This window comes from Nitrospira sp. ND1 (assembly GCF_900170025.1).
Lineage (GTDB): Bacteria > Nitrospirota > Nitrospiria > Nitrospirales > Nitrospiraceae > Nitrospira_A.
Window position 1 is genome coordinate 66,331 of sequence record NZ_FWEX01000005.1, and the last position, 19,717, is coordinate 86,047.

Consider the following 19,717-nt stretch of genomic DNA (forward strand, 5'->3'; position numbering starts at 1 on the left):
GAGTTATCGTTCGGGCGGGTTGAACTGACGCACCGCTTTGGCAAGATCTTCCGGCGTGCCGATATCGATGTAGGTATCGTGGGGAAAGATCACGCTCTGCAGCAACAGCCCCGCTTTCAAAGCGGCTTGCAGTACCACCCCAACGGCTAAATCCCCGCCCAGATCATGGGCGGTATTGGCCAATTGAGCCAAATTGCGGTGAGTCTCCTCTGCGCGCAGAAAGCGGTGGAGAAATTCCGAAAAGGCCGGTGTCCAGACCGCGCAGCACCAACCGTAGGTCAACGTCGTCGTCACCGGTTTCATCACGATATTCCGCACGAGGCCGTCGGCGTCGCAATCCACCATGTCCCAGACGCGATGATCATACACCCGATGCAGCCCCAAGACCACATCCGCTCCGGTTCGCTCTTGCGCCGCAATCAGCTGCCGGTAGGCATCGTCCGGGCCAAAAAGAATATCGGGAAATCCGAAGGCCACACGCTTCTGTTCCAGAAAGGGATAGGCGCGGTCGATGGTATCCGGCGGTCCCAGCGAGCCGGCGATCACGATGTAGGCGAGCGACAACCCCACCACTCCGCCCTCGCGGAAATAATTCGGAATGTCCCATTTGCCGTCTCGAATCACCAGATAGGCCTTTGTAATCCCGGCAGCCCTGAACTTCTCCAAAAGATAATGCGCCGCGACCTTCGGACGAGGCCTCCCGGTTTGCCGATCCGACACGAAGCCGACCGGATAGACCTCCTTACTGCAGGGGAAGGGTTGCAAGCGTTTTGCCAGCCCGGCTGCGGGCACCAGCCCGACCACTTCCTGTGCGGCCGATGAAGACGATTCAGGCCGGCTGATCGAAGGCGTCATCGCAAGGGCTCCTTCCCACCCGCAGGCTGTTCCCTGGTGATTTCACGATAGTAGGTCTCCAGCACAGCAGCGCGGGCCGGCTCAATCAGGACCAATTGACGCTGGTCGAAGGTGTTGGCGCAATACAGATACGCAAACGCCCCTGCCCGCCCCCATTCGACATGCAGCTGTCGACCATCCGGCTCTGTGCTGGTGACCTGAGCAGTCACCTGTCTTGCCGGTAACGAGAGCCATCCCTGTTCCGCCGAAATCTGATGATTTTCGTACAGCGGCTGGTCTCCTTGTGCCCGAGCCGAGCGGAGCGAGTCCAGATGGAGCGGCGGCATTCCATCCGCTTCCGGCGATTCATCCCACCCGCATGCCTGCTCCCGGGGAACGGTTCCCATTACATACAATGGACCGTCGTCCGTGACCTCCTCCACTGATCGATAGCGCACCGGCTCCGGCGGTGCGAGCAATCGAAGGCCGCGAGCGGCAAGCGCGCGCTGAAATGGAATGCGGCGGGCAAGTTGTCTGGTTTTTTCGAAGACCACCATGCGACCACCGGGAGTCAGCCCGGCACGAAGCCTGTCCAGCCTGACGCCCACGCCGATCCGCTGTTCGAATCCCTGCTGGGCCTGCGCATCTGCTGAGCGTGCGAACGTGCTCCAGTCGCGACTCGGCAGACCCGGCTCCTGCTCAGCCTGCAGCAACGTGTGGGTGGCAATGATCAGGTTAAAACAGCCGGCGAGATCCTGTTGATCTAAATCGCGGCATTCAAAGCGTACATTGGTCAGGCCCAGCTCCTGCGCCCGCTGCCGGGCAAGGTCGATGGAGGCCGGCGAGCGATCGATCCCGACAATGGTCGATGCCGGGCACCGTTTCGCGTAGAAGGTCGTGAGAATGCCGATGCCGCAGCCGACATCGAGAATCGTCGAGGCATCGCCGAGATGACCGGCCACCCGTGCCCCGACCTCCAGATAATATTCGTATCGCTGGCTGTAGAGCGCGGGAACAGAACGGGGCTGAGCGGTCAGATCGTAGAACGCGATTTCAGCGGCAGGACCGTCGGTGGCCTGCCGTTTGGCTTCGATGTGACGATGAAGTGTCGTGAGCTCTTGCGGGGAAAAGACGTCCCGCTGCCAGGCAAAATAGGCTGCATCGGATTCGACGTGCCGGAGTCCCCACCAGGCTAAGTGCTCACGCAGGCTCGCTCGTATCTCGTCATTCGTGTCGCCGGGCACAGGGTCCTCTTCACGAGAGACGTTCACGATACTCGCGTTACGGCCTCTTGAGCATGATGGCATCCTCGTAGGCCAGCGGCACCGGATGGGGGTGACGGAGCTGACCGCTGCCGAAGACGACATACTTTTCGCAAGTGAGCTGTGTCAGACCGATCGGCCCTCGCGCGTGATGGCGCGAGGAACTCAACCCGACATCGGCGCCAAATCCCAAACTGTCGCCGGCATTCAGGCGCGACGAGGCGTTGACCAGGACCGAACCGGCATCGACCTCTTTGGTGAAGCGCATAGCGGACTCATACGATTTCGTCACGATGACGCAGGTGTGACTCGGCCCGTGTTGCGTAATATGAGCCAGCGCGTCATCGAAGCTCGGCACCATTTTGATCGCCATGGTAGGCCCCTGAAACTGCCGATTCCAATCTGCATCCTGCGCCGGCTTGACGGCCTTGTGTCCGGTCATGAGCATCTGGCCCATGAGTGCCACGGTCTTCGGACAGCCCAGCACGTCGATCTTGAATTCATCGAGCAACCGCAGAATCAGCGCCGACAACAGCGGCCTGGCGATCCCCTGATGCACCAGGAGCGTATCCAACGCGTTGGCTGCCAAGGGCTGCTGCACTTTGGAGTTCACCACGATATTTTGGGCCAGCGGAATGTCGACATCACCGTCGATGTACACATGCGTAATGCCGCCGTCGTGGCAGAGGATCGGCATCTTGGCCTGCTCCTGCACCACCTTACGAAGCCCCGCGCCGCCGCGCGGAATGATCGCATCCAGTGCCTTGCCGGACTTGATCAGTTCCAGCGCCGCCTCCTTCTCCGGACGCTCAATGATCGTACAGGCGCCGAGAGGAACCCCAGCATCTGCGGCGGCCTTCGAGAGACAGGCGGCAATGGTCTGTTGCGTCAGCGTCCAATCCGGGGAACCGCGGAACACACAGACGTTACCGGACTTCAAGCAGAGCGCCAGAGCGTCGATCGTTTCGAGCGGCGCCAGTTCCGACACAATACCGATCACCCCGATCGGCACACGCACGCGGCTGACTTGGAGCCCGTTGGGTTCATCGTGACGTCCCAACACCTCACCGAGCGGATCCGGCAGATCGGCGATCCGGTGCAACCGGTCCACCATGGCCTTGACGTCGTCGGCCGTCATACGGACCCGCGCAACCGCGTCTCGGACCCGTTCCCGGTTCTCGTACCCCGTCATGGACTTCCCGACCGCATCCACATCCTTTTCATTGGCGGCCAGGATGTCCTCTTCTGCCTCCGCAATTGCGGTCGCCATCCCCCGCAATGCCTTATCCCTGGCCGGACCCGTCATGAGGGCAAAAGGACGCACGGCTTCACGGGCTGATTTCAATACTTTATCGAGATACAGCTTAACGGGAACTTCAACCATAGTGTTCCTATCTTTCGACTTAATACCCGGCGGATTCGGCGATGTTCTCAGCGGGCAATCGGCCGCCGCATCAGCAGATCAGAAAATGGTCACTGCGTCGCGCCGGACTATACCATGCGATTTTTTTGTGAGTCAAAGACGGAGGGGCCGTCAGATGTCGCCTCTCTCGACCGAAGGGCCGGGAGGTACCTGCCCGGCGAGCCAGCGGCCGAGCCAGGCCCAAAAGAACATGAGTGGCACCAGCACCCAGGAAATCTGTGCCGTGGTTACGCCGAGGGCCTTGATGCCCGATACGAGCCATCCGGTAGAGGCATCCCCTGCGCGCGAGATTGCCGTATCAATGAAATTCTTCGCTTTGTATTTCTCTTCGCGACTCACGACCGTGAAGAGCACTTCGCGGGCGGGTTTGGAGAGGGCATATTCCCCCACCCGGCGCAACACGGAAAAACTCACATACACGACGAGCCCCGGCCACAGGGCGATGCCGAGAAACCCGATCAGACTGACGACCGGCAGGAACAGGAGCGAGGCCACCAGGCCGTACCGGGCCACCACACGATTCGTGATGAACAATTGCGTCAGCCAGGTGAGCACATTCGTCGCGAAATCCAGCGTCGAGAAGAGGCGCGTCCTAGCTTCCGGCGTATCGAAGTGCTCGGCCACCAGCCGGACCTGCTCGAAGTACAGGAACGTCGCCGTCATGGTCAGGAAGGTGAGATAGCCACAGATCCCCAGCAAATAGGGCGAGGACCACACCAGTCGAATACCGGCCAGGAACCCGCCGCCCAATGGTTCTCCGCTGTTCTCGCGGTAAGACACAGTCCGGCCACGACTCCAGGCCTCCAGCTTGTAAATGCACCCGATGCAGGCCAAGAGAAAGAGCGCCGAGACCAACATCAACACCGGAACCGGGAAGAGATAGGTCAGTCCCGTCGTGAACAGGGGACCGAACAAGGCACCGGTGCTCCCTCCCGCAGCAATCATGCCGAAGAGGCGCGCGCCCTGGGCCGGCGTAAACAGGTCGGCCATGAAACTCCAGAACACCGACACCACAAACAGATTGAACACCGAGAGCCACACGAAAAACCCGCGGGCCACCCACTCGATGTACTGCTGGCCGGTCATCAGCAGATACAGGCCGACCAGATTGGCGATGAAGAACAGATAGACGGCGAGCAGCAATCGATAGCGGGAATAGCGGGCCGACAACCAGCCGAACAGCGGCGTGACGGCCAACAGCGTCAGGAAGGTCCCGGTCATCATCCAGGGCAGATTGTGCACGCCGCCCTGAATGGCCATTTCATCGCGCACGGGCCGAAGGATGTAGTACCCGCAGAGAAGACAGAAGAAATACCCGAAGGACCAGGCCAGCGGCCATATTTCCTGCGGCTCCGCCTGAACGAACCGGGCAACTGAACGGCGCAGTCTCTCCATACATCTCCGGGGAGGACCCCAGTGTAGCAGGCCAACCATCCCCGGCAAGCAGAAAATTTGCTAGAATGCCGCTCGACCACCATCAGTCGAGAGCAAGCACCTCCGTGTCAAACACACCTCAGCCCATCATCGATCTCCGGAGCGATACGGTCACGAAGCCATCTGCCGCCATGCGCGACGCCATGGCACGTGCGGAAGTCGGTGACGATGTGTACGGGGAAGACCCGACGATTAACCGGCTGCAGGAAGCCGGAGCTGCGATGGTCGGCAAACGAGCCGCGCTCTTCGTTCCATCAGGCACCGCCGGAAACCAACTCTGCCTTCGCGCCCAGACGGAACCGGGACAGGAAGTCATTGTTGAAGGCCAGTCTCACATCGTCCGCTACGAACTGGGTGCGGCGGCGGCACTGGCCGGGGTGCAGCTCCATTGGGTCGCCGGCAGGCGAGGACTCATGACGGCGGAACAGGTCGAGGCCGCTATTCGCCCCAAAAATCCATACAGTATTCAGAGCGCACTCATCTGTCTCGAGAATACCCACAATGCCGGAGGCGGCACAGTGTACCCACTCGCGACGATCCGGGCCATCCATGAAGTGGCTTCCGCCCACAGGCTTCCCATGCACCTGGACGGGGCCCGGTTGTTCAATGCGGTCGTGGCCTCGGGAGTGTCGGCAGCCGAGTATGCGCAGCACTTTGACACGGTGACCTTTTGCCTCTCGAAGGGACTCGGCGCGCCGGCCGGCTCATTGATCGCAACCGACGATCGCCTGCTACTGGAGCGAATCCGTCGGTTCCGCAGAATGTATGGAGGGGCCATGCGCCAGGCCGGGATCCTGGCAGCAGCAGGACTCTATGCATTGGAACACAATATTCAGCGGCTCGCGGACGATCATGCCCATGCGCGACAACTCGCAGCGCGGCTGCAACAGATTCCCGGGATCTCGATCGATCCGGAAACCGTCGATACCAACATTCTGTTCTTCGACGTGGTCGGTGCGAAGTGGTCGGCGAAGGAATTTGTTGCGGCACTCAAACCGCACGGCCTGTTGCTCAACGCCGTCGGTGCCCGCAGCTGTCGCGCCGTCACGCACCTCGACGTACCGGCCGAAGCGATCGAACAGGCCGCTGAGAAAATCGCACGTGTACTCGATCGCTAGCCCCTCCTCACATTGACAGTCCGCCTGCCCCCTCATAAAATGCCTCCACCGTAAATACACCAGAGGGGGATGCGTGCCGCTCGAAGTCGTCTCGTTTCAACTGATCAGCCGGATTCTCGATGTGACAGACGGCTTGGGACTCAATCGCGAGTGGGTGGAAATTCCCCTTTCGCCGGAATCCCCAGGCCAGGTCCGCACGCTCCCGAATGGAAAACTTGAAATCATCGTCGATGCCGACCAGCCGTTTGAAGAATGGCTCGGCACCCTCGAGCAACAGATACGACGCGCGCAGACCACCTGACACGTCGAAGGATAGACATGGAACCACAACTCGCGACCTCCTCCCCTCAGTCCACCCCGGCGCTTCCGTCCTCTGAAGAGCTGCAGGCTGAGTTATTGGATATTCCTGAACCACCCGACATGCCCCCGGCCGTGACGCCGCCCGGCTACGAGGATGCCCTCGCCGGTGCCGTCAAATATGTCCGCGCGAAACGCGGCGGCGACCTGGTGGGCATTATTCTCGTCGGATCGGGCGCCCGACGGGCGGTGACCGCGCATAGCGATATCGACCTGATCGCCCTGGTCAAAGGCCCGGCCGACGGACAGGAAATGATTCGCGTGGGAGACCGGCTCGTGGACATCCGCTATGGCGACCACAAAACCGTCGCCGAGGACCTGGCCTATTCTCCCCGCCTCGCGCCCTTGTTGCGCAAGGGGCGAATCCTGTTCGACCACGAGGAGACTGCGGCACAAGTCATCGCCAAGGCCGCACAACGGTTCCGGCAGGGGCCGCCTCCAGCCGGCATTCACGAGCGCATCCGCCTCAAGGCGGAGTGTCTGCACTGGCTGGGCAAAGTCGAGGACCTCCGCGATAAACCCAACACGGCACAATATCTCCTGCAACTGTTCTTTGAAGACTGCGTGACGGCCTTCTTCCGCACCCGGGGACTCTGGTTCACGGCACCGGTCGATACGCTCCGGTTCCTGGCCTCCCGCGACCCGGCACTCGGGGAACTGGCCAGCCAGTTTCTCAGCGCAAGCACACTACATGACCGACTGACAGCCGGCCGACGCTTTGCCGACCTCCTGTTTCGCGACATCCCCCTTCCGCCTCGCGTGGATTGACGGGGCCCGTCGAGGCGCTCGAATGCCGCCATCCGCTTGCATCGGCGTCCGGGCGTGCTACCATCGGTACTCCAGAGGGTATGGACGGCGACTGACCGTTTGAGACTCGCGCAGCCCCAAATACCACACACCGGCAACCACCAGAGAGGATGACCTATGGAACTCGGATTTGTCGGACTCGGGAAGATGGGCATGAACATGGTCACGCGCCTGCAACAGGGCCGGCATCGCGTCGTAGCTTACGATCGCACGCCTGAGGTTGTGAAACAGGCGGAGGGCAAAGGTTGTATCGGCGCTGCATCGCTGAGCGACCTCGTGGCAAAACTCGCCGCTCCTCGCGCCGTCTGGATCATGGTCCCGTCGGGCGCTCCGACCGAGGAAACCATTCAAGCCATCGCCGCCCTGCTCCAACCGGGCGATACCATCATCGACGGAGGCAACACCCGTTTCCACGACGATACCCGGCGCGCCGTCGAACTGAAACAGCGAGGCCTCCACTATGTCGATGTCGGCACCAGCGGCGGAATCTGGGGGCTGACGGTCGGCTATTGCCTCATGATCGGAGGCGAGAACGAGCCGGTCCGACGATTGACACCGATCTTCCAGACGTTGGCGCCTGAACAGGGCTGGGCTCATATGGGAACACATGGCGCGGGCCACTACGTGAAAATGGTGCACAACGGAATCGAGTACAGCATGATGCAGGGCTACGCCGAGGGCTTCGAACTCATGGCAAAAAGCGACTATCGGCTCGACCTGGGGAAAATTGCCGATGTGTGGATGCACGGCAGCGTCGTGCGATCCTGGCTGTTGGAGCTGGCCGTCGGCGCCCTGAAACAGGATCCGAAGCTCGAACAATTGAAAGGCTACGTGCAGGATTCCGGCGAGGGACGGTGGATGATTCAGGATGCGATCGATAAGGACGTGCCGGTGCCGACCCTCACCGCGGCGCTGTTCACCCGGTTCCGCTCGCGACAGGAAGAGTCCTTCGCGGAGAAAATGCTGGCGGCTTTGCGCAACGCCTTCGGCGGACACAGCGTCCGCCGCTGAGGCCTTAACCCAACGGACCACCACACCATGTCTTCTCCAACGACTCCCGTGGACATCAAGCCACTCCCCGAAGCCATCACGCCCGTTGAAGCCTGCACGCTCGTCATTTTCGGCGGTTCCGGAGACCTGGCCCGGCGACGGCTCATCCCGGCCGTCTACAATCTGCTCCTCGATGGTTTGTTGCCGGACAAATATGCGGTGATCGGGCTGGGCCGCAAACCGATGACTGATGCGGAGTTTCGCAATCTGGTGCGGGAGGGGGTCATCGCCCATTCACGGCAAGCCCTGGTGGAAGACACCTGGCAGGCATTCGAGCGCCACCTGTTTTATATCCAAGGGGAAAACGAAGACGCGCAGACCTACAGCGCGCTCCGTGCCAAAGCTGAGCAGATCGAACAGACGATGCAGTTGCCCGGAAACCGTATTTTTTATCTGAGTATCCCTCCGAGCTCTTTTGCTTCCGTCTGTGAGGGGTTAGCCAAGTCTGGCTTGGCGACCCCGCCCGCCGGCTCGGCTCCCTACTCCCGGATCATCGTTGAAAAGCCCGTCGGTCGAGACCTCGCTTCCGCGCAACAGATCAACGAAGTCACCGGCAAGGTCTTCGACGAGTCGCAAATTTTCCGCATCGACCATTATCTGGGCAAAGAGACCGTCCAGAACCTCATGGTCGTCCGGTTCGCCAACAGCATCTTCGAGCCGATCTGGAACCACAAATATATCGACCACGTCCAAATTACCGTCAGCGAAGCGGAAGGCGTCGGGACCAGGGCCAGTTATTATGAAGAGGCCGGCGCCCTGCGGGACATGATTCAAAATCACCTCCTGCAACTGCTCTGCCTCGTCGCGATGGAACCACCCTATTCGCTCGATCCCAACGTGGTGCGCAATGCCAAAATGGAAGTCCTGCGCTGCCTCCGGCCCATCGTCGGCAAGGATGTCGAACAGTATACCGTCCGGGCGCAGTACGCGCAGGGAACCGCGCATGGCCAGCCCGTGCCGGGATACCGTCGTGAGAAGGGTGTGAGCCCCGACTCCATCACCGAAACGTATGTGGCGGTGAAAGCCTTCGTGGAAAACTGGCGCTGGTCCGGCGTGCCGTTTTACCTTCGCACCGGAAAAGCCTTGCCGAAGCGCGCGAGCGAAGTCGCCGTCCAATTCAAAGACATTCCGCAGATTCTCTTCAACGCGAACCCTGCGAATCCTCAGCCGGCGAATGTCCTGACGCTGCGGATCCAGCCGGATGAAGGTCTCTCCCTGCGCATCATCTCACGAGTCCCCGGCACGCGCGCGCAGACGCATCCGGTGGAAATGGACTTCCAGTACAGCGACGTCTTCGGGTGCCCGTCTCCGGAGGCCTACGAGCGCCTGCTGCTGGATGTCATGGCCGGCGACGCCTCACGGTTCATGCGCCGCGATGCCGTGGAAGCCTCATGGGACTGGGTGACGAAAATCCTGGATGGTTGGGCTCAACAGAAACTCCGCTGGTTGCCGGAATATTCCGCGGGAACATGGGGGCCTGTGGAAGGCGAACGAATGATTCAAAACGACGGGCGCGCCTGGCGTATTCTTTAACCCGGATTATTCATGAATGCCGTCGCGAGGCGTTTGAGACCGACGCCCGCCGGGGCTGCTCGCCCGTAAGGCCGACGCAGGCGTACGTGCAGTCCGTCGAGGAGGCCGAACAAGAACTGCCCCGCCGGGCGAGAGGATCGGACGCCGGAGCAGGTATTCATGAATAGTCTGGGTTAAGCCAATCCGAGCTGCTTGCGGATCTCGTCTTTCCTGCCGACACCTCCGATAAACCGCACGAACTCGCCTCGTTCGAATAGCGCGAGTGCCGGCAGTGAGCTGATGTCCAGTTCCGCGGGAATCTGAAAATTCTCCTGCACATTCATCTTCACGATCTTCATCACCGGCGCGACCTCTTCCTGCAATTGCTCCAACTGCTTCAACAGGGCCAGGCAATGACCGCAGCCCGGTTGCCAGAATTCCACCAGCACCGGCGTCGACGCCTGCTCCACTTCACGAGGGAAGTCGCGGTCCGTGACATCCCGGATCATGGGCCAGACGGCCTGGAAGGTGTGAGGAGAGAGCCGGCCGCCGTAGGAGCAAAGAGCTGCTCGTAGAGCAACCGGCCGAACAGCCGATAGCCGCTGGTCGTGAGATGGAGGCCATCGTTGGAGTAGGGTTCGGCTAGCATGAGCGAGTCCGGATCGGCCGTCGCGGTGAACAGATCGAAATAGGACAAGCCCTTTCGACCGGCATAGTCCGCGATCAACCTATTCAACTGTTGCCGTCGTTGAATATGCCCGGCGAGCCAGGCGGCGGCATCGGGATGGTCCGCTCCCGCATCGACACGAATCGACGGCACGGTCACAGGAACCGGAACGATCGACGCGGCCCTCGCCGATTCATACATCTTCACGAGATTCCGCATGATTTCTGCCGGATCGGCGTTCCAGCCCAAATCATTCGTTCCTCCGAGAATGATGACCATCTGAGGCTTGCGGTCGAGCACCGTGCCGCGAAACCGCAGCACCATTTCGCCGGTGACTTCGCCGCAGATCCCGCTGATCTCGACCCGCCCCCGGTGGCCGAGGCATTCCTGCAAGACATGACCATAGGGAGTCTCCTGCTCATGAGCGTTGGCCGGGCCGGGGGTTTGATACCCTGCCGTGAGGCTATCACCGAAACAAACAATGAGCGGCAGTTGGGTTGATGCAGTCACGAAGCGATTCTACTGTCCCGGACAGTGCGACGCAATGCGTGCGTCCGCGATCGACCGGCGCGTCTCGACGCCCGGCAGGTTTCCGGAACACCTGCGCGGACCGGCTATTTTCTTGACGAAAAAGAGACCTCACGGTACGACTGACTACATATGGAACCGACAGCACCGCTCGAAGAAGGCGCTCCGCTCGTCCCCTTTGTGAAGGCCGGGGTCGATCCGGAGGTAGCGGCGATCAAGCAGCTGCTCAAGCTGCTCGACAAAGCGGCCAAATCGGCACGGACCTACGGCACAAAGAACCCCGTCGCACAGCGATTCTTTCAGCAGTTTTACGACGACCTGACGAGCCATCTCGCAACCCACAGCCGACTCCCTCTCCTAGTACAACGCAATCAACTGTTCTTCAAAGACGAAGTCGTCTATCAACCGGAGCGCGATGCGACCGGAGATAGCTTCGCGTTCAAGATGTACTCGGACGGAATCCGCGAATTGAGCTTCCATCAAGGCCTCACGCAGGAGGATCTGGCTTACTTCCTCGACGCGCTCTGGGGGACGCCCACTGACGAGGCAGGATCAGTAGAGCAGCCGGCCGACGTGGAAGAAGACGACGATATCGTGACGCGGCTGTGGGCCAGGAATCTGGACACCATCACCCTGGTCACCGCAGAGGAACTCGTTCGGTCGTCCGGTTTCGGACCGGACGAGCTCGAACTGCAGACACAAGGCTATATGAGCATGTCGGTCACCTCGCTGCGCGAACTACTCGACCGTGAGCGCGCGGCAGCGGCCCCCGAGCCAGCGGGACAACGGGGAACAGCCGATCAACCGGGCGGGGGAACCAGCGGCGGCGGCACAAGCAGGAATCGGCGATTCCAGGCCAACGTCGTCGGGTATGACGTCTCTCAGGAAGAGCATGACGCGCTCACGCAGGAAATCCAGCGTGAAACCGAGCGTGACGCCACGGCTTACATCCTCGACATCCTGACAGCCGTGCTGGCGTCCGAACCCTCCCCCGCCTTGCTCAGCAAACTGTTCGACGTCTGGGATAGCGTGCTGGATGTGCTGATTCGCGGCGGACACTGGACACAGATCGAAACCGTATTGACCCTGTTGCAGGATGCCGATGCGGTGCGCCCCGATCTGTCGGAGACTCACAAGCAACAGCTCGCCGGCCTGTTCGAGGGATTGAGCCGCCCCGAACGGCTGAAGGCGATCGGACTTCACCTCAATCACGCCCTCCACGCCAAGACAGAAGGCCTGTTGACCCTCCTCCTGATGATGAAACAGGATTCGATCCCGGGACTCTGCTCGTTGCTCGCCAACCTGGATGCGCCTTCGCATCAAGCCGTCGTCATGGAAGCGCTGCAGACGCTCGCGCGAGACCATTCCGATGCGATCGTGCGCGGCTTGACCGACAAACGGCCGACCTACGTGAGAAATCTGCTGACGCTCATCTCCAGATGGAACGACATCCGCTTTGCCGACTACATCGAGAAAACGCTCCGGCACCCGGAATCCACCGTGCGGCGTGAGGCGCTCCGGATCCTGGCCACGCTCCGCCCATCCGGCAACGGAACCAAGTTAGTCGGCCTGCTGAGCGACAGTGATGAAACCGTCCGCCTCACGGCCATGAAGGTGCTTTCCAGCGGACAGTACAGTGCCGGTTTCACCGTCTGGGCCCCGTTCGTCTCCGCCGATGACTTTCATGACCGATCACCGGCCGAAAAGCGGGCGGTCTACCTGGCCCTCAAACAGACTGCCGCCGATGAAGCCGTGCCCTATTGGCAGGGACTGTTGACGGAGTGGTCCTGGACCAACCGAAAGAAGAAAGAAGAACTGGCCTTGCTGGCGGCGGATATTCTCGGCAAGCTGGCGACACCCGCAGCCGTTGCGGCGCTCGAAATCGGCCAGAAAAAGGGCGGCGCAGCCGTCCGCCAGGCCTGCACCTCCGCGCTCTCCGTCGCCAATCGACAACACCGGCAGTCCATCCCATCGGCAGCCAATTCCTGATTGCGAGGAGACGACCTGTGAGCGAGACGCCTTCCCCTGCCAATCCGGTCCCGACTCAGGACAACGCCCATCCGATTCTCACTCATGAGCGGTCCCTGGCCAATAAGATCGCCAAAGGCTCAGAAGCCGGGGACATCCTCGACCAGCAACTGGCCATGCTGGGGATTCAGCTCGTCACCCAGTTGAACGTCCTCATCAAGACATCGCGGATCCATGGACGAACGAATGCCGCGCTCGACAAACCCGTGGACTCCATGCTCACGCTGGTGAAAACCCTCGCGGCGGATCATCCGGTCGTCCTCCGGCTGCAAAACGATTTTTTGTTTCTGGGAGACAGTCACCTGAAAATGAGCTCGCAACAGATGGCCGTGTTTGCGAGCATTATCGAAGCCTTGAACAAGTGGCACATCGGCGGGGTGTCGTTCGCGTCGACGGCCGACTCAAAGGATTTTCGGGAGTTTGCTTATCTCTTCGTCAGCCTGGATCCGGACAAGCATTCCCTCACCGATCTCCAGGAGGCCATGCAGGCCGCGGGCATCAAGGGCATCGAACTGGAAGATCCCCGCTCGCTGCAACTTCAGCATCTGAACGACGCGGAGTTGGCTGGAGGCAATACCGGGGCACGTACAAGTGGCTCATCGAACGGCTCGGAGGGGTCGAAAGAGAAACGGAAGGCCCTGGCCAAAGGCGGATATCTGAAAGCATCGACTGCGCTCGGCGACTTGGTCAAGAATACGCGCGGCGGCGGGACCGTCAGCTTCAAACAGGCCAAACGCGCGATTCAGAACATCGTCGAACTGATGATGCAGGATGAATCCACCCTCCTGGGCTTGACCAATCTGCGCTGCCACGATCAATACACGCACAATCACTCCGTCAACGTCTCACTGCTCGCCATGGCCCTGGGCAACCGGGCCGGTTATCCGAAAGTCGAGCTGGCTGACCTCGGGCTGTCGGCGCTGTTCCACGACGTAGGGAAATGCGCCATCTCCCTGGACGTGTTGAACAAACCCGGAGAATTCACACAGGAAGAATGGGCCGTGATGCGGTCGCACCCGATTGAAGGGGTGTTCACCCTCGTGAAATCCCGCGGCATCAACAATGTGCCGGCGCGGATGGCGGCCGCCTCGTTCGAGCACCATATGAACTACGACTACTCAGGATACCCCAAACTCAAGGTTTCCTGGACTCAAACGGTCGCCAGCCGGATCATCACGATCGCCGATTGTTACGACGCGATGACATCCTCTCGGGTGTACCGACGGGAACCCATGTCCCCCGCGAACGTGTTGAAGTTTATGTTCGGAAAGAGCGGCCAGTCGTTCGATCCGATCCTGCTCAAGCTCTTCGTCAACTGCGTGGGGATCATCCCGATCGGCAGTCTCGTCCGACTCGACTCCGGCCCTCTGGCCGTCGTCATCAAGCCGGCGCAGGACAAGACCAATGCCGAACGCCCGTTGGTTCGAGTGATTACGGATGAGAGCGGCACATCCATCGAGGACGGTCCTGAACTCGACCTGACCGAGCAGGATGAGGCCGGACACTACACACACAGTATCCTGCAGCTCGTCGATAACGCCGAATATCACTTCGACACCGGCCGGTACTTCGTTTAGCCCGCGCCTCCCCCGCCTCTTCACCCTCGTCGGCCCCCTGAATCGTTACCGCTTACTCTCAGGCGGAGGCCAGTCCATGACGATCTGCCTGCCGCAATAAAAACAGGCCACCCGATATTTAGCCTTGCGGCGCGGATTCGGCATGGAGATGAACACAACCGGCGTCTCGTCGAACGGACAGACCGGCTGCTGATGCATGAGATGTTCGTCGGCCATCAACTCAAGGGCGGCGTTGTCCCAGGGAGGGGTGAGTTGCTCCTGCCCCGTGAGACTCGTGTGCCAGCCGCACCGCTCACAGCGCAGGTCGAAGGTTTTCACCCGATCGCGCGTCTGGGATTGGTCGACCGTTTCGACCGGTCCCGGACATCCGGCATGCTCACAACTGATGGCTTCGTGTTGGAGTGCGTGCACGAAGAGTCGATGCGTCTGCTGTTGCTCAGAAGGTCGCATGAGATCCTTTCTCACCCGCTCGGTGGGAACACCTACCCGAATGTCGGAACGTTGGCGGGCGTTGCCAGGCTTATAGCCACCGGCATCCCTCCTGTCAATTCGCCTGTCCCTTCGACGGTGCCCTCCTTGACACGATCACGACGGGCGGCTATTCTCCCGAGGTTTGTAGCAGACATTTTTTTCGGCGAAAGGAGTCCCGAGATGGGTGTGAAGTGGCAAGGAGCAGGCCGGCGCGCGGCAGTGGTCGGAGTTCTCGTCGCAGCGACCCTCGGCCTGTTCTCGACGAGTCCGGCGGCGGAATTTAAAATGGGGGTCATCGATCCTCAAGTGGTTCTGGAAAAAAGCAAAGCCGGTAAGCGGGCGCTGGACGGGTTGCGGGAGTATGTGGCGACACGCCAGAAGCTCCTGTCCCGGGATGAGGAAGAGTTACGTAATACTGAAAAGCAGATCAAGGAGCAGGCCTCCAAGCTGACCGACAACGAAAAGAAAGAGAAGGAAACCTCCTTCCGCGCCAAAATTCAGGATTACCAGAAGCGCGCCCAGGAGTTTAATCAGGAACTGCAGGGCAAGCAGAAGGAACTCGTCGACGAATATATGAAGAAGATTGCCGTCGCCACCCAGGCCGTCGCCGATAAAGCTGGGTACCAGCTGGTGCTGGACAAGGGCAGTGAGCAGACCGTGAAGATCGTGATCTTCAACAAAGACACCATCGATTTGACCGAGCAGGTCATCAAGGAATTCGACCGTACGAACAAATAATACTTACACGCTACGCAGCTCCCGCCGAATATGCTCCACCAGCCGTTCAAACGCTGGTGGAGCCGGGTCCACCGCCTCCGTAACAAGCTCAATGTCCTGCCCCGATCCGACCCCCAGTCCCAACGCCGCCGCGCGCTTGATTTGCCGCTGATCCCCGATTCGCTTGCCCTGCAACTTCGGCCAGGTACCGAAGGACCGCAACAGGGCGATGGCCACCAGGTCTACCGCGACCCGGTCACCGCTGCAGATCACCAGATCCGTTTTCGACGGGGTGCCGGCTGTCGGACCGCCTTCGATCATGGTCGTCGTCCCGTCGGCCACGGTCAGCGCGGGGTGCACGGCCAAATTGATCTCGGCAATGCGCTCGTGCCAGTCACCGGTCCAGAACCTCACAGATGGGCGATACCGCGGATGAACCGCCCCGACAAAATTCTTGAGGCTACAGGAATACTCTGCAAACCGATGGGTCTTGATGACCGGCATATTGATCACCACATCGGACTCGTAGACCGGCCGGGAAAAATAGAACTGCCGGAGGGTCTGAGCCTGAGGGACCTCGATCTTCACCCAGGGTTCATCTTCCAGCGCCAGGACGCGGGCCCCGGCCGCTTCCGCTACGGCTCGCATGCCCGTACTCGTCAGGTTGGCGGACGTGGGAAGCCGGATGATTCCCGATCCATCGGCCACCACCACTTCGGCGGCTCCGTTCGCTTTGGCCATGTCCGCCATGGCTGCGACCACCAGCGGATTAGTAGTCGAAGGAGGCGGCTGGTCGTTCAACACATTGGGCTTCAGCAGCACGCGTTTCCCGCGCATCCCCAATAAATCAAGTCCTCCCAGCAGATCGACGGCGCGTGGAAGCATACGACAGGTATCCTTGCCGTACACGATTGCGACGATCGACCGGCCGTTCCGTCGATACGGATTGTCGGGGATTGGTTTGAGGGGGACGAGAGGGCCGTCCGGATCGAACAGCAGATGGCCGAGAATGGTCCTGGGGGAGCGCATGAGGGCCGGTAGCAACAGGAGACCGAACCCCGCGTTATTGAACAATTCGCGTCTGGAAAACGCCATGGGATTACGGACGCCGGCCCTTCTCGATGGGGTACCCGGCCGCACGCCAGGCCTTGATTCCCCCGTCCATCGAGATGACATTGGTGTAGCCCATGAGGCGTATGCTGTCCGCAGCCAGCACCGACCGGTACCCACCCCCGCAATACAACACGATCGGCTCCTGCTTATTCGGCAGCACCGTTTCAATATCCCGCTCGATGACGCCCTTGCCGAGGTGAATCGCCCCCGCCGCATGCTCCTGCGTATATTCATCATCTTCGCGGACGTCCACAAAATGAAACCGTTCCGCGCGATCCAGCCTGGCCTTCACATCGGCGACGGTACATTCGCGCACACGCCCCCGCGCCTCCTCCACGACCTTCAAAAACCCCGGGTTATGACTCACGACTCTCCTCCTAATCGAACAATGATTGCTGCGCTGTCGGTCGGCGGAAGGTTCTGGGAACCGGACGGTCCTCCTCGACGAATCCGGCGCGACGGCGGCCCACGTCAAACAACTGTTCGACACAACGCCAGTAGGTCCCGTTGCCATGATGCCGGCTGAAGAACCCGCCCTCACTCAGCTGCCCCCCGCGCACCTCTTGAAGTCGGTGGATGATTTTCGAGATCCGGTCGGGAAACGCCTCGCGCATGCGATCGAGAAATACCGTTTCTACATGCCCCGGCAAACGCAGCAAACTGCAGGTCGCCGAGGTCGCTCCCGCCGACTTGGCACGCGCCAACAGCTCAGGGATGGCCTCTTCATTCAAGCCTGGAATGATCGGCGCCACAGATATGCCGGTGGGAATACCGGCCTCTGAGAGAATGCGCATCGTCTCAAAGCGTTTACTGACGGTCGGCGCCTGCGGTTCGACCAGACGGGCCGTCTCGTCGTCGGCAAAAGCGATGCTGAAATACACACGGATCCAGGCCTGTTCCTGCAGTTGCTTAAACACCTCGATATCACGAACCGGAAGCGCGCCCTTGGTGATGATCCCGACAGGATTCCGGTATGCGGCGCAGATTTCAAGACAAGCCCTGGTCAGGCCAAGGGTGGACTCGAGGGGTTGATAGCAATCAGTGTTGCCGGAAAACACAATCAACTCACCGTCCCAGGATCGCTTCTCAAACGCCTGCTTGAGGAGATCCGCAGCACGGCGCTTCAGTACGATCTTTGATTCGAAGTCGGTGCCTGCGCCGAATCCCCAGTATTCATGCGATGGTCTGGCATAGCAGTAGGCGCAGGCATGGAAACAGCCACGATAGGGATTCACGCTCCATCGAAACGGAAGGTCGGGGCTGTCATTCCGGCTCAGTATCTGGTTGGTGTCGTCTTCAAAAAGCTGAATCTCCACACGCGACGAGGGTTCAAGCGTCTCACGCTGAGTGGATTCAAAGCGATTGGGTGGATTGGTCACAAGCTTCACGGCCGCTATGGTGCCGCCCTCCCCACCCGTTGTCAATTGCCTTCCCCCGGCCTCGCTTGGCGACCGGTTTCATTGACTACGCGGACATCCAGTGTTAGATTTCTCGCCGCTTCAGAGGGGAGAGTCTATGTACGACCTTCGTGTATTGCGGGACAACCTGAACCAGCTCCGTGACCAATTGGGGTCACGAGGGAAAGATGTCGCGTGGGAAGACCTGAGAACACTCACGGAAGATCGTCGAACCCGCACCATACAGGTCGAAGACCTACGGCACCAGTTGAAAAAGGGATCGGACGACGTCGCCCGGCTGAAGCGAGAGAAGCAGCCGGCCGATGAGGCCATGGCGGCGATGAAGGCCTTGGGAGAGACGATCAAAGGCCATGAGGAACAGCTTCGTGTCGTGGAAGAACAGCTGGCCCATATCGCGCTGCGCATTCCGAACCTCCCTCACGCCTCTGTCCCGGACGGCCGGGATGAGGCTGACAATATTGAAGTGCGCCGATGGGGAACGCCGCCGCAGCTCTCGGCTCCGGCCCAATCCCACTGGGATCTTGGCGAAGCGCTCGGCATTCTGGATTTCGACCGTGCGGTGCGCATGGCCAAAGCCCGCTTTGCCGTACTGACCGGATCGGGAGCCCGACTCGAGCGGGCGCTCATCAATTACATGCTGGATATGCACACCACACAGCATGGCTACCGGGAAGTGCTGCCGCCACTGCTGGTCAATCGCACGGCCATGACCGGGACCGGGCAATTGCCCAAGTTCGAGGACGATCTGTTTCAACTACGAGATGAAGAACTTTTCCTGATTCCGACCGCGGAGGTGCCGGTCACCAATCTGCACCGGGAAGAGATCCTGGCCGAGGAATCCTTACCGATCCGGTATACCGCCTATACCCCTTGCTTTCGACGAGAAGCGGGATCCTACGGGAAGGACACGCGCGGCCTCATTCGGCTCCACCAATTCAACAAGGTCGAGCTCGTCGCGTTCGTAAGACCGGAACAATCCTATGATGAGCTGGAGAGATTGACCTCGCACGCCGAGGCCATTCTGCAGGGGTTGGGACTGCACTATCGAGTGATCACACTGTGCAAAGGGGATATGGGGTTTTCTGCAGCGAAGACCTACGACATTGAAGTATGGTTACCATCGCAGCAGACGTTTCGCGAAATTTCCTCCTGCAGCAATTTCGAAGCGTTCCAAGCGCGGCGGGCAAACATTCGCTACCGGGCAAAGGCCGGAAAGAAAGATAACAAGCCTGAATTCGTTCATACACTGAACGGATCCGGGTTGGCGGTGGGAAGAACCCTTGTCGCCATTCTTGAAAATTACCAGCAACCGGATGGGACGGTGACCGTCCCGACAGTGCTACAGCCCTACATGGGTGGAATTCAGACAATCGAACGATCCTGACGCTGAGTGTGCTACGG

At 60.2% G+C, this 19,717-nt stretch carries 19 protein-coding genes; 9 read left to right on the forward strand and 10 right to left on the reverse strand.

Annotated features, from left to right (window positions below; genetic code table 11):
• Positions 1 to 3: 3 nt before the first annotated feature.
• The 4 genes from NSND_RS00540 to NSND_RS00555 form a co-directional block, all read right to left on the reverse strand.
• The gene (locus NSND_RS00540; RefSeq protein WP_080877116.1) at positions 4 to 855 is read right to left on the reverse strand and encodes a nucleotidyltransferase family protein; all 852 of its coding nucleotides are present in this window, start codon (positions 853 to 855) and stop codon (positions 4 to 6) included.
• Positions 852 to 2,105, reverse strand: coding sequence for a class I SAM-dependent methyltransferase (locus tag NSND_RS00545; protein ID WP_235000121.1), 1,254 nt, complete (start codon positions 2,103 to 2,105; stop codon positions 852 to 854). The genes NSND_RS00540 and NSND_RS00545 overlap by 4 nt, the downstream gene beginning before the upstream one ends.
• A gap of 10 nt (positions 2,106 to 2,115) precedes the next feature.
• A complete protein-coding gene (locus NSND_RS00550) occupies positions 2,116 to 3,480 on the reverse strand; it encodes a glutamate-5-semialdehyde dehydrogenase (RefSeq protein ID WP_080877118.1) in 1,365 nt (454 codons plus the stop codon).
• Positions 3,481 to 3,630: 150 nt separating this feature from the next.
• Positions 3,631 to 4,914: an NTP/NDP exchange transporter gene (locus tag NSND_RS00555; RefSeq protein WP_159450552.1), complete on the reverse strand. Its 1,284-nt coding sequence runs from the start codon at positions 4,912 to 4,914 to the stop codon at positions 3,631 to 3,633.
• 104 nt (positions 4,915 to 5,018) lie between these two features.
• On the opposite strand from NSND_RS00555, the gene NSND_RS00560 reads away from it, so the two are divergent.
• The 5 genes from NSND_RS00560 to zwf all read left to right on the forward strand — a co-directional run bounded on the left by NSND_RS00560 (position 5,019) and on the right by zwf (position 9,818).
• Positions 5,019 to 6,071 carry a threonine aldolase family protein gene (locus NSND_RS00560; protein ID WP_200810445.1) on the forward strand — a complete coding sequence of 351 codons (1,053 nt, stop codon included), beginning with the start codon at positions 5,019 to 5,021 and terminating at the stop codon, positions 6,069 to 6,071.
• Between the two features lie 73 nt (positions 6,072 to 6,144).
• On the forward strand, positions 6,145 to 6,372 hold the full coding sequence (locus NSND_RS00565; RefSeq protein ID WP_080877120.1) for a hypothetical protein: 228 nt from the start codon (positions 6,145 to 6,147) through the stop codon (positions 6,370 to 6,372).
• Between the two features lie 17 nt (positions 6,373 to 6,389).
• Complete coding sequence (locus NSND_RS00570; RefSeq protein WP_080877121.1) at positions 6,390 to 7,196, forward strand: nucleotidyltransferase domain-containing protein; 807 nt, start codon at positions 6,390 to 6,392, stop codon at positions 7,194 to 7,196.
• A 156-nt stretch (positions 7,197 to 7,352) separates the two neighbouring features.
• Positions 7,353 to 8,246 carry a phosphogluconate dehydrogenase (NAD(+)-dependent, decarboxylating) gene (gene gnd, locus NSND_RS00575; protein WP_080877122.1) on the forward strand — a complete coding sequence of 298 codons (894 nt, stop codon included), beginning with the start codon at positions 7,353 to 7,355 and terminating at the stop codon, positions 8,244 to 8,246.
• A 27-nt stretch (positions 8,247 to 8,273) separates the two neighbouring features.
• Complete coding sequence (zwf, locus tag NSND_RS00580; RefSeq protein WP_080877123.1) at positions 8,274 to 9,818, forward strand: glucose-6-phosphate dehydrogenase; 1,545 nt, start codon at positions 8,274 to 8,276, stop codon at positions 9,816 to 9,818.
• Between the two features lie 173 nt (positions 9,819 to 9,991).
• Here the strand turns inward: zwf and NSND_RS00585 are convergent, their stop codons facing one another.
• Complete coding sequence (locus NSND_RS00585) at positions 9,992 to 10,306, reverse strand: thioredoxin family protein (RefSeq protein WP_080877124.1); 315 nt, start codon at positions 10,304 to 10,306, stop codon at positions 9,992 to 9,994.
• A complete protein-coding gene (locus tag NSND_RS00590) occupies positions 10,303 to 10,974 on the reverse strand; it encodes an SGNH/GDSL hydrolase family protein (protein ID WP_080877125.1) in 672 nt (223 codons plus the stop codon). Before NSND_RS00590 ends, NSND_RS00585 begins: the two co-directional genes overlap by 4 nt.
• Positions 10,975 to 11,124: 150 nt before the next feature.
• Between NSND_RS00590 and NSND_RS00595 the strand changes: the two genes are divergently transcribed.
• Positions 11,125 to 12,981 carry a HEAT repeat domain-containing protein gene (locus tag NSND_RS00595; protein ID WP_080877126.1) on the forward strand — a complete coding sequence of 619 codons (1,857 nt, stop codon included), beginning with the start codon at positions 11,125 to 11,127 and terminating at the stop codon, positions 12,979 to 12,981.
• A gap of 17 nt (positions 12,982 to 12,998) precedes the next feature.
• Positions 12,999 to 14,597, forward strand: a complete 1,599-nt coding sequence (locus NSND_RS00600) for an HD-GYP domain-containing protein (protein ID WP_080877127.1) — start codon at positions 12,999 to 13,001, stop codon at positions 14,595 to 14,597.
• Positions 14,598 to 14,642: 45 nt separating this feature from the next.
• On the opposite strand, the gene NSND_RS21110 is transcribed toward NSND_RS00600, so the two are convergent.
• Complete coding sequence (locus NSND_RS21110; protein ID WP_159450553.1) at positions 14,643 to 15,047, reverse strand: hypothetical protein; 405 nt, start codon at positions 15,045 to 15,047, stop codon at positions 14,643 to 14,645.
• A 201-nt stretch (positions 15,048 to 15,248) separates the two neighbouring features.
• Between NSND_RS21110 and NSND_RS21115 the strand changes: the two genes are divergently transcribed.
• A complete protein-coding gene (locus NSND_RS21115) occupies positions 15,249 to 15,806 on the forward strand; it encodes an OmpH/Skp family outer membrane protein (RefSeq protein ID WP_159450554.1) in 558 nt (185 codons plus the stop codon).
• A gap of 3 nt (positions 15,807 to 15,809) precedes the next feature.
• On the opposite strand, the gene NSND_RS00610 is transcribed toward NSND_RS21115, so the two are convergent.
• From NSND_RS00610 to NSND_RS00620, 3 genes are read right to left on the reverse strand one after another with little or no spacing between them, the layout of a single operon-like run.
• Positions 15,810 to 16,880: a DUF362 domain-containing protein gene (locus tag NSND_RS00610; RefSeq protein WP_159450555.1), complete on the reverse strand. Its 1,071-nt coding sequence runs from the start codon at positions 16,878 to 16,880 to the stop codon at positions 15,810 to 15,812.
• 4 nt (positions 16,881 to 16,884) lie between these two features.
• A complete protein-coding gene (locus NSND_RS00615; RefSeq protein WP_235000122.1) occupies positions 16,885 to 17,265 on the reverse strand; it encodes a rhodanese-like domain-containing protein in 381 nt (126 codons plus the stop codon).
• A 10-nt stretch (positions 17,266 to 17,275) separates the two neighbouring features.
• A complete protein-coding gene (locus NSND_RS00620; RefSeq protein WP_235000123.1) occupies positions 17,276 to 18,286 on the reverse strand; it encodes a PA0069 family radical SAM protein in 1,011 nt (336 codons plus the stop codon).
• 127 nt (positions 18,287 to 18,413) lie between these two features.
• On the opposite strand from NSND_RS00620, the gene serS reads away from it, so the two are divergent.
• Complete coding sequence (gene serS, locus NSND_RS00625) at positions 18,414 to 19,700, forward strand: serine--tRNA ligase (RefSeq protein ID WP_080877131.1); 1,287 nt, start codon at positions 18,414 to 18,416, stop codon at positions 19,698 to 19,700.
• The last annotated feature ends 17 nt before the right edge of the window (positions 19,701 to 19,717 follow it).

Excerpts from the sequence above, each read along its gene's own strand:
- NSND_RS00595 (WP_080877126.1), top strand. The coding sequence starts at position 11,125 with ATGGAACCGACAGCACCGCTCGAAGAAGGCGCTCCGCTCGTCCCCTTT.
- NSND_RS00550 (WP_080877118.1), bottom strand. The coding sequence starts at position 3,480 with ATGGTTGAAGTTCCCGTTAAGCTGTATCTCGATAAAGTATTGAAATCA.
- NSND_RS00570 (WP_080877121.1), top strand. The coding sequence starts at position 6,390 with ATGGAACCACAACTCGCGACCTCCTCCCCTCAGTCCACCCCGGCGCTT.
- gnd (WP_080877122.1), top strand. The coding sequence starts at position 7,353 with ATGGAACTCGGATTTGTCGGACTCGGGAAGATGGGCATGAACATGGTC.
- NSND_RS00540 (WP_080877116.1), bottom strand. The coding sequence starts at position 855 with ATGACGCCTTCGATCAGCCGGCCTGAATCGTCTTCATCGGCCGCACAG.
- NSND_RS00555 (WP_159450552.1), bottom strand. The coding sequence starts at position 4,914 with ATGGAGAGACTGCGCCGTTCAGTTGCCCGGTTCGTTCAGGCGGAGCCG.
- serS (WP_080877131.1), top strand. The coding sequence starts at position 18,414 with ATGTACGACCTTCGTGTATTGCGGGACAACCTGAACCAGCTCCGTGAC.
- NSND_RS21115 (WP_159450554.1), top strand. The coding sequence starts at position 15,249 with ATGGGTGTGAAGTGGCAAGGAGCAGGCCGGCGCGCGGCAGTGGTCGGA.
- zwf (WP_080877123.1), top strand. The coding sequence starts at position 8,274 with ATGTCTTCTCCAACGACTCCCGTGGACATCAAGCCACTCCCCGAAGCC.
- NSND_RS00610 (WP_159450555.1), bottom strand. The coding sequence starts at position 16,880 with ATGGCGTTTTCCAGACGCGAATTGTTCAATAACGCGGGGTTCGGTCTC.
- NSND_RS00585 (WP_080877124.1), bottom strand. The coding sequence starts at position 10,306 with ATGATCCGGGATGTCACGGACCGCGACTTCCCTCGTGAAGTGGAGCAG.
- NSND_RS21110 (WP_159450553.1), bottom strand. The coding sequence starts at position 15,047 with ATGCGACCTTCTGAGCAACAGCAGACGCATCGACTCTTCGTGCACGCA.